The 12289-nt window shown below is 29.7% G+C and carries 9 protein-coding genes and 2 pseudogenes; 5 read left to right on the top strand and 6 right to left on the bottom strand.

All coding sequences use genetic code 11. From position 1 onward, the window contains the following. Positions 1 to 3 precede the first annotated feature (3 nt). A complete protein-coding gene (locus KAR88_RS02105; protein ID WP_192801283.1) occupies positions 4 to 2370 on the top strand; it encodes a flagellar protein in 2367 nt (788 codons plus the stop codon). 627 nt (positions 2371 to 2997) lie between these two features. Here KAR88_RS02105 and KAR88_RS02100 read toward each other — a convergent pair. Beyond that, complete coding sequence (locus KAR88_RS02100; protein ID WP_192801343.1) at positions 2998 to 5001, bottom strand: methyl-accepting chemotaxis protein; 2004 nt, start codon at positions 4999 to 5001, stop codon at positions 2998 to 3000. 78 nt (positions 5002 to 5079) lie between these two features. On the opposite strand from KAR88_RS02100, the pseudogene KAR88_RS02095 reads away from it, so the two are divergent. Next, positions 5080 to 5507 (top strand): annotated as a pseudogene (locus tag KAR88_RS02095) (MerR family transcriptional regulator). An 8-nt stretch (positions 5508 to 5515) separates the two neighbouring features. On the opposite strand, the pseudogene acr3 reads toward KAR88_RS02095, so the two are convergent. From acr3 to KAR88_RS02075, 4 genes and pseudogenes are all read right to left on the bottom strand, one after another. Continuing rightward, positions 5516 to 6543: pseudogene (acr3, locus tag KAR88_RS02090) on the bottom strand (arsenite efflux transporter Acr3). After that, a complete protein-coding gene (locus tag KAR88_RS02085; protein ID WP_002778518.1) occupies positions 6537 to 6959 on the bottom strand; it encodes a low molecular weight phosphatase family protein in 423 nt (140 codons plus the stop codon). Before KAR88_RS02085 ends, acr3 begins: the two are co-directional and overlap by 7 nt. Continuing rightward, on the bottom strand, positions 6956 to 7273 hold the full coding sequence (locus KAR88_RS02080; RefSeq protein ID WP_002784181.1) for a metalloregulator ArsR/SmtB family transcription factor: 318 nt from the start codon (positions 7271 to 7273) through the stop codon (positions 6956 to 6958). Before KAR88_RS02080 ends, KAR88_RS02085 begins: the two co-directional genes overlap by 4 nt. 9 nt (positions 7274 to 7282) lie before the next feature. Then, positions 7283 to 8230 (bottom strand): permease, encoded by a 948-nt coding sequence (locus tag KAR88_RS02075; RefSeq protein WP_192801342.1) that lies wholly within the window; start codon positions 8228 to 8230, stop codon positions 7283 to 7285. A 321-nt stretch (positions 8231 to 8551) separates the two neighbouring features. Here KAR88_RS02075 and KAR88_RS02070 point away from each other — a divergent pair, with 321 nt between their 5' ends. The 3 genes from KAR88_RS02070 to solA all read left to right on the top strand — a co-directional run bounded on the left by KAR88_RS02070 (position 8552) and on the right by solA (position 11653). Further along, a complete protein-coding gene (locus KAR88_RS02070; protein WP_060794106.1) occupies positions 8552 to 9523 on the top strand; it encodes a catalase in 972 nt (323 codons plus the stop codon). Between the two features lie 265 nt (positions 9524 to 9788). Then, entirely contained in the window at positions 9789 to 10298 is a 510-nt protein-coding gene (locus KAR88_RS02065; protein ID WP_002785797.1) for an NAD(P)H-dependent oxidoreductase, read from the top strand. Positions 10299 to 10537: 239 nt separating this feature from the next. Further along, on the top strand, positions 10538 to 11653 hold the full coding sequence (gene solA / locus KAR88_RS02060; protein ID WP_002778509.1) for an N-methyl-L-tryptophan oxidase: 1116 nt from the start codon (positions 10538 to 10540) through the stop codon (positions 11651 to 11653). 26 nt (positions 11654 to 11679) lie between these two features. Here solA and KAR88_RS02055 read toward each other — a convergent pair whose 3' ends face one another. Continuing rightward, positions 11680 to 12282 carry an alpha/beta hydrolase gene (locus KAR88_RS02055; protein ID WP_002778507.1) on the bottom strand — a complete coding sequence of 201 codons (603 nt, stop codon included), beginning with the start codon at positions 12280 to 12282 and terminating at the stop codon, positions 11680 to 11682. Between the last annotated feature and the right edge of the window lie 7 nt (positions 12283 to 12289).

Below are 12289 nucleotides of genomic sequence, written 5' to 3'. Positions count from 1 at the left end.
TGTATGAAAATTATATTTTTGGTATTGCTGAGTATTTGTACTCTTTTTTCTTTTGAATTAGCCCTAAATACAGGCCGTGAGAACAATCAAGCTTTTGCGGTCTTACATGCTAGTAATGACTTAGATTTTACTTGTCAAAAGATTGTTATTGAAGATAAAATACATTTTGAATGCGAGATTATGGGTGTAGTAGATAATAAATTAAGCGATCAAAGTTTCACTGCTTTTGATCTAAAATTTATTAAAGAACCTCAAAAGATTAAGATGATTATCCTGCCTAAAATGAGTGCAAGAATGTTTGATTTATCGCAAAATATTTATGCAGATAAGGAGTTAAATTCTTCTAGTATGCATAAAAGCAAGAGTTTTACTTTCATTTTTACTCCAGAATTAGAGCATGTAAAAGATTATGATGGACTTGATTTTAATATCAATTTTCCATATGAAAGTTTACCTTATGTCGGAGCTTTGGATTTAAATTCAGATCCTGTCATCATCCCTCAAAGTGCTGATATTAATACCTATTTGCGTATAAAAAATGAGTACGATAAGGCTAATTATACTCAAGTGGTTATAGATGCTCAAAATGCTATCAATCGCTATCGTGGTAGTATTTTTATGAATGAGTTTATACTTTATAAGCTTAGAGCACAAAGCCAAATTTACACTCAAGATCCAAGTATGCGCGATCAGCAAGTTTTGGAAAAAATGATTGATGAGGCTAAAAATTGGAATCGTACTTTTACAAGCGATAAGAATTTTCCAGAAGTCTTGCATATTATGCTAAGAACCTATATTGCTTTATCGCAACGCGCTGATATAGAATATACTATGTCGATTTTAAATAATGAGCAACCCAATAGTTATTTTACTCAGCTAGCAAGACTTGATTATGCTGATTACATCTATCCTTTAAACGAGAAAGAAAGAGCTATAGATATTTATGAGGATATTTATTTTAACACCAAAAATTTAGATTTGGCAGCAAGGGCGGCAATGAGCTTAATCAAAGATTATCTTGCCAATAATCAAATCGATAAAGCTGTGCAATATGTCAATACAATTTTAAAAGCCAATCCTGAATATTTTCCAAAGGATATGTTTAGATCTTTAGAGCTTGCTAAGCTTTTTAATCAGCATAAACAATATGACATAAGTGCAAGTATTTATGAAGATGTTTTTGTAAAAATGCCTAAAATTGATGATAGATATGAGCAGGTTTTAAAGGATCTAGCTTTAACCCTAGCTATGACTTCAAGATCAAGTGATGCTAACAAATATCTTGATTTATATATGGATAATTATTTAGATGGAAAATATTTAGATGAAATTAGAAAAGCAAATGATGAGGTTTTCTTTGCCTTAGCGGATAATAATGCTACATTTTTACATCAGCGTTATGCAAACCTGATGAAAGAGTACGCTCAAAAAGATGAAAATATAGTCAATAAAGCTTTAAGCGAAGATGTTGCGCTTTATTATAAAGAGGGTAACTTAAGTGCAGTTTTGACCTATAAAGATCAGATAGAAAATAAGAAATTAACAAATTCTGCAAAATTATTAGAGCAAGCAGCTATTCAGCTTCTAAACAATGATTTAAAAGCCGATAATTGTATCAATGCTGTTAATATATTTACACAATTTAATGCTTACGAAATTGGACAAAAGATAGAAAATAAAAAACAAATGCTAGCTTGTCTTATGAGAACTTCAAATATGCAACAAGCAATGGATTATATCGATAAAAATCATAATGAAGATTCTATTTTTTATGGTTTGCAAAAAGCATCTATACTTTATGATAATAAACAATATCCATTAGCTTTAAATATAGCTCGAGAAATAGCAAATTCTAGAATTTTAAAGAGTGATGAGGAGAATTTTAAAGCTTATTATTTGCAATTTTTGTCTTATTTGAAAATGGATGATTATAATATGGCTATTAAAATTTTACAAATTTTAGAAAGCTTTCCTATGAATTTTACAATGGTTGAAGCTTATGATAATTTATTAATTTACGCAAACGATCACAATATGCAAACAACGATTTTAACTTATGCGCCCAAGGCTATCGACTATCAAAATTTAAAAGGAATTAATCTTTTTAGCCCCAATTTAGAATTTATTTATCTTGATACTTTAGCGAAAACCAATCAAAATCAAGAAGCTTTAGCAGTATTAATAGATTTGTTAAAATTAAAGCTTTCAGATAAAGATAGGGCTAGAGCTTTATATATACAAAGTATGACTTATGAAAGAATGCAAAATACTCAGGCGCAAAAAGAAAGTCTAAAGCAGTGTTTGGAGCTTAAAACTACTTCTAATTGGCAAAATTTATGTCGAGATAAAAATCAAATTTTAGCCCAATAAGCTTAATTTGATTTTCTATGCATTGAGATGATTTTTGTTTTGTGATTGCTTAGCTTGGATTTTTTAAATCATCATAATAAAAACTAAAATCATATTTTTATTTTTAAGAAATTTACTATATTTTTCTTTATAAAAATCTTTTTATCTTTAATAGTTCTTTCCATGCTAGCTTTCAATTTTGGGTATAAATATGTATAAATTTATAAGCGAACAAAGTTATATAGCGTATATTAATTTTTACAATCTATAAAGTGAGTCATTTTTTCGAGTAGGCAAAACATGAAGTTAAGTAAGGAATTTAATCAAGAAGGTGATTTATTTTAAGTGAAGTGAGAAATAAATTCAATGGATAAGCAAATTAATTCACAAGAGCAACAATATAACAATAAAATACAGAATAAACTAGTAAATAAGGAACTATAAAAACAAACCAATACCTAACCTAGAACTTAACAAATAACGAATTAAAGATATTAATGAATAAGCAATTAAAAGTGTTAGTAAATAATAAGTTAAAAGTATCAACAAATCAAAATCTTTAGATTGATACTTGCATATCAATCTAAATTGTATATATTAGCCAACATATAAACTAATATGTAAAATCAATATTTCATATTAGTTTAATCAAAACCTTTTCTTTTTCACATCTTCAAGTATGTTATTAGCTATATCACTTACTGTACTAGAAATAATAGCTGATTCATTAGCAATTTCAACATTATCTTTAGTGGTTTGATCAATTTGAGCTACACTTTCATTGATTTGAGTAATACCTGCAGTTTGTTCTTTAATACTTTCTGCCATATCATTGATAGATTGAACCAATAAATTAGTATTAGCTTCTATTTCTGATAAAGACTTTTGAGTTCTCTCAGCTAACTTTCTAACTTCATCAGCAACAACGGCAAAGCCTCTACCATGTTCTCCTGCTCTTGCAGCTTCAATAGCAGCATTTAAAGCTAAAAGATTGATTTGATCTGCAATATCTCCAATAATACCTGTAACATTCTTAATCTCTTCAGATTGAGTGATAACATCACTGGTTTTTACAGAAACATTTTGCATAGAAGAAGTAATCTCTTCTAAAGCTGCTGCAGTTTCTTCTAAAGAAGCTGCTTGAGAATTAGAAGATGAAGTAAGGTTTTGAACTGCACTTTGAAGTTTAGAACTTTCACTAGCTAAGTGATTAGCAAAGTCAGAACTTTGTTTTAACATCTTAACAATTTCATCCCCTAAAGCATTAGTAGTAACTTCAACACTACCATTAGCATTATCAAGTTTATTTCTAAAGTCTAAAGACTTATATTCTTCAAAGATCTTATGAATAGCATTCATATCTGATCCTACTTTAGTTTGTAAAACATCTAAAAGTCTATTTAGAACATTTTTAAGTTCTATTAATTGTGGATTTCTAGGATTAGCTGTAATTCTTGCAGTAAGATTACCACTTTCTACTACTCCTACAGTTTCAACACTTTCTTTTACTGCTTTAGCATCTTGTTCTAAACCTTGTTTAGTAGCAAGAATGTTTTCGTTGATAGCTTTAGAGATTTGACCAAATTCATCATTGGTTTTTATTTCTATAGTAGAAACATTTTTTGTTTTATGGTTGATAAAATCAAAGAATGAAGTTAAACCTGTTTGGATAGCTGCAAGTGGAGAGAGGTATTTTGATACGATGAAATAAAGGAGGATGATGCTAATAGATATCATAATAATTAAGGCTATAACTTGTATATATGCTGCTTTAAATATAGGTTTATTTATTACATCTGTACTCTCGGTAATACAAGCTGTATAAGCAAAGACTTTAGTACAAGTTCCAAGTCTTTCTTCATTATTTAACTTATAAGAGAAGAAGTTGTTATCACCATGAGCTTTATATGCATTTAAAACAGGAGAATGGTCTACCGAAGGATCTAATAAAGCTTTGTTGGTGGCTGCAAAAACTCTATCTTTATGATCAAAAACAAAGGTATTGCCTGGAGTTCTAGCGATTTCATCTTGTAAACTAATTAATAAAACATCAAATCCTAAAACACCAATAAATTTACCATCCTTATAAAGAGCTTTAGAGTAAGTAATGGCGTATTCATTACTAACAACATCAATATAAGCTGGGGTTATATACGTTTGATTACTATTTCTAGCTTCTTTATACCATTCCCTAGTAGTTGCATTATAGTTGTTGGCTTTTCCATTTATAGTTATATTAGTATTTTTTTTCTCGCTTAGATCATCACTCACGATATTTTCACCATTATCTAAACCAATATAAACAGCAAGCAAATTTCCACTATTGCGGTAGTATTTTAATATGGCTCCTACATTATTAACTATGTTGTCTTGAGAATTTAGTGCTTCATAGGGTAAATTTAATATATCTTTTTCAAGAGCATTAAGCAAAGATATATTTCTGGATCTAAAATTCTCTATAGAAATTTGTGCTGCTTTAAGAAGGTCTGTTTCAGCATGAAGCGTACTTTGATACAAAGAATCTTTTGTAAAGTAAAAGCTAATGATGCTCAAAATACTTAAAGCAAAAATTGCAATTGAATTTGCAATAACAGAAAGTTTTATTTTGATATTATTCATGTTTTTCCTTTTAATTTTTGTTATTTTTAGCATAAAGCTAAATAATTTGGCTATTATTTTATCACAAAAAATAAAATAAATTTTTTATTTTTATCTTAAAAAGGAGAAAATATGGCTTATACTATAAAAAAAGTAGAAAAAGAAACAAAAATTAGTGCTCATACTTTAAGATTTTGGGCTAAAAAGGTTTGTTTCCTTTTGTTCAAAAAGATGAAAATAGTGTGAAATATTTTTCAAAAAGCGATATAGAATGGGCAAAATGGATAGAATGGCTTAGAATTTCAGGTATGCCAATAGAACAAGTCAAACATTATATAAAACTTTGCTCTTTGGGTATAAAAACTGCCAAAGAGAGACAAGAGATGTTAAAGCAAACAAAGAAAAAATTACAAAACCAGATTAAAACATTAAAAGAAAGTGAAAAAGTTTTAAGCAAAAAGATAAAAATTTATGAAGAAATGCTTGCAAATGAAGTCGATAGGTTTAATCCAGAAAGCAAGGACTATCAACCTTGCGATAAGTTTTGCAAAGAATCATGAGGCTTGATTCATTTTTTAGAATTTAAACTTTTGCCTAATGCCCATTTTACAAGTAAGATAAGTACAGGAACTTCTACTAAGGGGCCTATAATGCTTGCAAAAGCTTGTTCTGAGTGAAGCCCAAAAGTAGCAATACAAATGATTATAGCTAATTCAAAGTTATTTCCACTAGCACTAAAGCATAAAGAACAAGTTTTAGGATAAGAAAGATGATTTTTCTTAGAAATAAACCAAGTTAGAAAAAACATGAAGATAAAATACAAAGTCAAAACAAAGGCTATTTTTAAAGCTTCTAAAGGCAGGTGAAATACTTCATTTGCTTTGTAAGAACACATAATGATAATAGTTGCTAGCAGGGTGATAAGAGTTATAGGGCTGATTTTAGGTAAAGGTATTTTCGTACCATCGTTTGCTTTTGTATTTTAAAAGTAGGGTTCTTGTTATAAAGCCCATTAAAAAAGGAATTCCTAAATAAATCAAAACATTTTTACTTAGAGCTGAAAAATCTATATCTAAACTTGTAGCTAAAGTGCTTTGACCTAGTAATTTTGGTAAAAAATCCAGATAAATATAAGCCAAAGTGGAAAAAAATAAAATTTGAAAAATGCTATTCATCGCTACTAAAGCACTGGTGTATTCTCTATCACCTTTTGCTAAATCGCTCCATACCACCACCATTGCGATACATCTTGCCAAGCCGATGATGATAACTCCTTGCATATATAAAGGCTCGTCTTTTAAGAAAATAAAAGCTAAGATAAACATAAGCAAAAGGGCCTATAAACCAATTTAAAATCATAGAAAGCAAGATAACTTTTTTAGAATCAAATACCTTTGAAAGCTTTGCATAATCAACCTTAGCCAAAGGCGGATACATCATCAAAATAAGACATAAAGTCAATACTACATTTACAGACTTGTACTCAAATAAATTCCAAAATAAAGCAATATTGGGGAAAATGATACCTAAAATTAAACCCAAAAAAATAGCTAAAAATATCCAAAGCGTGAGAAATCTATCGATAAAACCTAACATGTAAAGTCCTTAAGAGAATTTGTCTTTATGGCTTGTAAAAGAGCTGTTATTTTATAATCTAAAATTTGAATTATTTTCCTAAATTCATCATCATAACTTCCGCTAGGATCTTTTAATCCAAAATCAAAATAATACCTTGATTTTAAGCTAGGACAAGCCACGCCACAACCCATACTTACGACTATGTCTAAATTTTGAGGCAAAGAATCAATGAGTTTAGAATAATGCTTTTTCATATCGATTTGATAAATTTCACGCATAAGTCTTATAGCCTGTGAATTTACACCCTTAGAAGTGTCGCTTCCTGCGGAAAATACTTCGATATCTACGCCCATTTTTTCAGCTTTATGCCTAGCTAGTGCTTCTGCCATTTGAGAACGGCAGCTATTGTGAATACAAATAAATGCAAGTTTCATTTATCGTTCTCGCAAGTGTTTTGTTCTAAAACTATGTTGTCAATATCTAGATTTTTAATATTTTCAAAAAGGTCAGAATGCAGTTTTAAAAGCTCATTGTTGATACCATAATACGCCCAAGTTCCCTTACGCTTGACATATAAAAATCCTGCATCTTTTAAAATTTTTAAATGTCTTGAAAGTCTTGATTGCCCCATGTTTAAAAGTTTTTGCAAATCACACACGCAAAGTTCTTGATATTTTAAAAGATGGTATAGGATAAGCACTCTGCTTTCATCGTTGATCGCTGAAATGATGGTTAAAAACTTTTGCATTTATTTTCCTTATATGAAATTTATAAGCATACCAAAAGATATGGCTACGCTTAAAATGATAGCTATAAACAATAATAAAAATTTCATCTTAAACATTTGCTTAAGTAAAACAAGTTCGGGTAAAGAACACCCCGCACCTGCGATTAAAAAACTCATAATCACACCTTGAGAAATTCCCATTTGTAAAAGTATCAAGCCTATAGGGATGATGGTTTCTACTCTTAAGTAAAGCAAAACTCCAAAAAACGCTGCTAGGATAATGCTTAAAATTTCATTGCCACTTAGGTATTTTTGTAAAATTTCTTGAGGGATGAAATCATGAATAAAAGCACCGATAAAAACTGCCACAACGATATAGGGTAATAATTTTTTATAATTTTTCAAACTTTCTTTGAATAATTCTTTATAGTTTATCGTTATATTTTTAGGCTTATCTTGAGTATTTGCACAGCATGATTTTTGTTTAAAAATAAAATTGCTAGGATTGTGAGTGGTTTGGGTAAAAATATTTGATTTTGTATTTTTAGGGATATGTTTTAAAAAACTCTCTTCCTTAAATTTGGAAAAAACAAAAGAAACAATAAATATCAAAAATACCAAAAAAACCACATAAGTCAAACTTAACTTTAAACCAAAAGTTATAGAAAGCATGGAAAAAATGATAGGATTTATAAGAGGTGAGGTAAAAAGATAAGCCAAGCACACGCTAAGTTTTACCCTAGCTTCCAAAAATGCTTTTAAAAGCGGTATGGTAGAGCAGGAGCAAAAAGGCGTTAAAGCACCTAAAAATATAGCTTTAAAATAGCTTGAAATTTTATCTCCGCTTAGTTGTTTTCTAAACATTCCTTCGTATTTTTGGTTGATAATGCTAATAAGAAAAGAAATTCCTATAAAAAGCACAGAAAGCTCGACAAATAGATATAAAAACTCTTTAAAAGTGTTAAAAAATACTTGCATTGTTTCTCCTAAAAAATTTTTAGAGCAGTATAATATAAATTTATTAATATGTCAATATATATTTATATATTGATAATGTAATATATACAGAGTGTTTTAAAATAAAGTTTTTACTTGAAATAATAAAGTTAAGATATAAAAGTTAATTTTAAAATTTCTATAGTTACTATTTAGATGTTGTATATTTTAAAAATGCAAACTTAAAATATTAGCATAATAAGGATATTTGAATTTATAACAATTTTCATTAATAATGCAAATTATCGTTTATAGTTAAATATTACAATGCCTACTTAAAAATTTTGAAACTAGGAGTTTGTAATGAAAAAATATATTAGTAGCTGTTTGGCTATTTGTTGTTTAAGTAGTGCTATTTATGCAAATGATGTAAAATATAATGCACAAAAAATAGCGGATATTTTTTATCAACTCAATGCGGATCCTAAAAATCCCAAAGTAAAAGTTAATCATGCAAAAGGTTTTTGTGCTATGGGAACTTTTGAGCCAGCACAATCTATTAATAAAGAAATTGATGTGCCTTTATTGACATACAAAAGTTTACCAATTCAAGTAAGGTATTCTTTAGGTGGAGCTTTTAAAGATGATAAAAGCAAAACAAGAGGCATGGCTATTAGAATTACTGATCCTCAAGATTCTGCTTCTTGGACTATGGTTATGTTAAATACAGAAATAAATTTTGCAAAAAATCCTAAAGAATTTGGTCAGTTTTTTGAAATGAGACTTCCTGTAAATGGTAAAGTTGATCAAGAAAAAATAAGTAAAATGATGCAAGAGGTTGATTCCTATAGAAATTTTGCTGCATATACTGATAAAATTGGTATTAGTAAAAGTGTAGCAAATACTCCATTTTTTAGTATTCATACTTTTTATTTTAAACAAGCAGATGGAGAAAATTATTTTCCAGCGAGATGGAAATTAGTTCCAAGTGAAGGTGTGGCGTATTTAAATGAGGCGCAAATGAAAAGCGCAAGTAGTGATTTTTTAAAAGAAGATTTCAAAGATCGCGTAAAGACTAATAAGCCAGTAGAATATAAAATGTATTTAGTATATGCAAATAAAAATGATATTATTAATGAAACGACAGCTTTATGGAGTGGTAAGCATAAAGAAAGCTTAGTTGGAACTTTTAAAGTTAATGCTTTGAGTGATGAAGATTGTAATTTTGATGTATATTTCCCTTCAGATGTACCTCAAGGAGTAAATCCGCCACAAGATCCTTTGTTCGATGTAAGAAACGAGGCTTATGCTATCACTTTTGGCATGCGTCAATAAATCTTTACTTTCAAGGGTTAAAGTCTTTTAGAACTTATACTGTTTTGCCAAAGCTTGTCTTAAGATTAAGCTTTGGGGATTCATTTTTTTATGTTTATGAAAAATATAGGTTTTATGAGATATAAAATACAAGTGATAATGTAGCATTTTTGAAATATAAAAATGTGATTTTAGAGTAAAAATATAAAAATAATTAACCCTAGTATTCTATATAATATTTACACTTACACTTTATAATTTAGTAAATACTAAAAAAGGAAAAAAAATGAAAACTTTAATCATTTTCGCACATACATTTTGGGAAGATTCTAAGGTAAATAAGGCTTTGTTTGAAAGCATTAAAAATTTAAAACAAGTGCAAATTCACAATCTTAGCGAAATTTACAAAGAGGGTAAAATCGATGTCAGTAAAGAAATGGATTTATTAAAAAATGCCGATAAAATCATCTTTCAATTTCCACTTTTTTGGTTTAGCACTCCAGCGCTTTTAAAAGAGTGGCAAGATAGGGTTTTAACAGCAATTCTTTATGGAGAAAATAAAGAACTTTTAAAAGATAAAAAATTTCAGATTGTAACGACTTTAGGCGGCGCACAAGAGAGTTATGATGGGCATCATGGTGCGACTTTAGAAGAGCTTTTAAAGCCGATTTGTTATGCATTTGAATATCTAGGATGTAAGAGTTTAAAGCCTTTTGCAATCTTTAGTGCAGATGCAAATAAGCTTGATTTAAAAGCTTATCAAGACGCTATAAGTCAAAATTCAGGGTGTTCTTAAATACTTTTTATAAATTTAAGAAAATGCTTACAACTTACAAAAAATTTCTAAAACTCTAGCAATATAAAAAGCTTGAATTTAAGGTGATTGATCGCCTTAAATTTTTTAATTAAATTTTAATCCTCAAAATTTCTAAGCAAGGGATAAATTTTTATTTTTTATAAACACTGAACTAATATTTATAGTATAATTTTTTCCAAATTTTATGTATCAAATTGGCGATATATAAGGAAGATAAAATGACTTATGACATAGCGGTTATTGGAAGTGGTAGTGTGGGGAGTTTTGCTGGGTATTATGCGGCTAAAATGGGCTTAAAAACCTGTCTTATAGATAAATTTCAAGCACCTCATACTCAAGGTTCTTATCATGGTGATACAAGGATTTTTCGTATAGCTTATGGCGAGGGTGAAAAGTATATACCGCTTTTACAAGAGGCATACACGCTTTGGGGAGAATTTGAAAAAGAGCAAAATATCAAGCTTTTTGAGCGTTGTGGGCTTTTAAATATCGGCTCAAATTCTACTTTTATGCAAAATGTGCTCTCAAGTGTGAAAAATTACGATCTTAAAGCAAAAATTCTAAATGCCAAAGAATTGCAAGAAAATTATAATATTTGCGTATCGGATGATTTTTTTGGTGTGTTAGAAACAGATACAGGCTTTGTGTATAGTGATTTGAGTGTAAAAAGTGCTATCAATGCTGCTTGCAAGCTCGGTGCGCATACTTTGTGTGATGAAATCGTGCGCATATGCAAAGAAAATGGAGTGTATAAAATACAAACACAAAATTCCAGCATACAAGCAAAACAAATTCTAATCAGTGCAGGAAGTTATGTCAATGAAGTATTGGGCGTGTGTGAATTTGACTTGCCAAAAGTGCCTGTGGGCATTAGACGCAAAGTGGTGAATTGGTTTGATACGGATTCTTATAAACTCTCACAAGGTTTTCCAGCGTTTATACTCGAATTTGAAGACGATTATTTTTATGGTTTTCCTGATTTTGCAGATGGATTAAAAGTGGGTAGAGATAAAGTAGGGGAGATCATTAGCACCCGCGAAGAACGCGTGGAATTTGGATCTTATGAGCAAGATACTCTTGATATAGGTAAGCATATCAAAGAATTTTTTCCTGATTTAAAAGATTTTAGCAAAGGCAGTGTTTGCACCTATCCTTTAAGCCCTGATGATGATTTTATCATCGATTTTTTAGATGAAAATCTCTTTTTTATGGGTGGGCTTAGTCATGGGTTTAAATTTGCTCCCGCACTTGGACTTTTAGGCGTGAAAGCATTGCAGACTCAAAAGCTAGATCCGAGTATAAAGCAGTATTTTAGCCTAAAGCGTTTTGGATAAAGCTGTATAACCCTTATATTTAAGGGTTATTTAATACGCTCTAATTCTTCTATAACCAAAGGCAAATCTTTAAAGCCTTCGCTTTCCATAAAATGTCCACCATTTGGAGTTTGTATGAATTTAGCATTTAGCTTTTTGGCTAAATTTTCACTCACCCAAATTGGCACGACTTTATCGTCTTTTGCGCTGATGATGATTTTGTGAATTATCATGTTATCAAGCTTTTTATAGTCTAATTTTGGCTTTATAAAATCATTTAAAATAGGCAATTTTGCCAAAGGTTCATCAAAGGGTGCAACCATTATTACACCGCCGATTTTAGTCCTTTCATCAAGCGAATTTAAAAAATCAAGCACCGCAACTCCACCTAAAGAATGCGTGATAAAAAAGGTATTTTCATCAAGTTTTGTGAAATTTTGACTCATGGTTTGCATCCACTCATCAAGCTTAGGCGAAAAAGCATTAGGGAAACTTAAAAGTAAAACTTCATGATTTTTAGCTTTTAAATTCTTTGCTACACTTGGTAAAAATCCGTAATTCTCATCGCTGCCATAGCCATGCACGATATAAATTTGCTTAGCAAAAACAAAGCTAATGCAAAGACAAAGCAAAAAGATGATTTTTTTCATAAGTGTC

The organism is Campylobacter sp. JH23, from assembly GCF_017846595.1.
GTDB classification, from domain to species: domain Bacteria; phylum Campylobacterota; class Campylobacteria; order Campylobacterales; family Campylobacteraceae; genus Campylobacter_D; species Campylobacter_D coli.
This window is presented reverse-complemented; position numbering and strand designations above follow the sequence as displayed.

Coding starts and splice junctions, on each gene's coding strand:
- KAR88_RS02105 (WP_192801283.1), top strand. CDS start 4: ATGAAAATTATATTTTTGGTATTGCTGAGTATTTGTACTCTTTTTTCT.
- KAR88_RS02100 (WP_192801343.1), bottom strand. CDS start 5,001: ATGCTAAAAATAACAAAAATTAAAAGGAAAAACATGAATAATATCAAA.
- KAR88_RS02085 (WP_002778518.1), bottom strand. CDS start 6,959: ATGAAACTTGCATTTATTTGTATTCACAATAGCTGCCGTTCTCAAATG.
- KAR88_RS02080 (WP_002784181.1), bottom strand. CDS start 7,273: ATGCAAAAGTTTTTAACCATCATTTCAGCGATCAACGATGAAAGCAGA.
- KAR88_RS02075 (WP_192801342.1), bottom strand. CDS start 8,230: ATGCAAGTATTTTTTAACACTTTTAAAGAGTTTTTATATCTATTTGTC.
- KAR88_RS02070 (WP_060794106.1), top strand. CDS start 8,552: ATGAAAAAATATATTAGTAGCTGTTTGGCTATTTGTTGTTTAAGTAGT.
- KAR88_RS02065 (WP_002785797.1), top strand. CDS start 9,789: ATGAAAACTTTAATCATTTTCGCACATACATTTTGGGAAGATTCTAAG.
- solA (WP_002778509.1), top strand. CDS start 10,538: ATGACTTATGACATAGCGGTTATTGGAAGTGGTAGTGTGGGGAGTTTT.
- KAR88_RS02055 (WP_002778507.1), bottom strand. CDS start 12,282: ATGAAAAAAATCATCTTTTTGCTTTGTCTTTGCATTAGCTTTGTTTTT.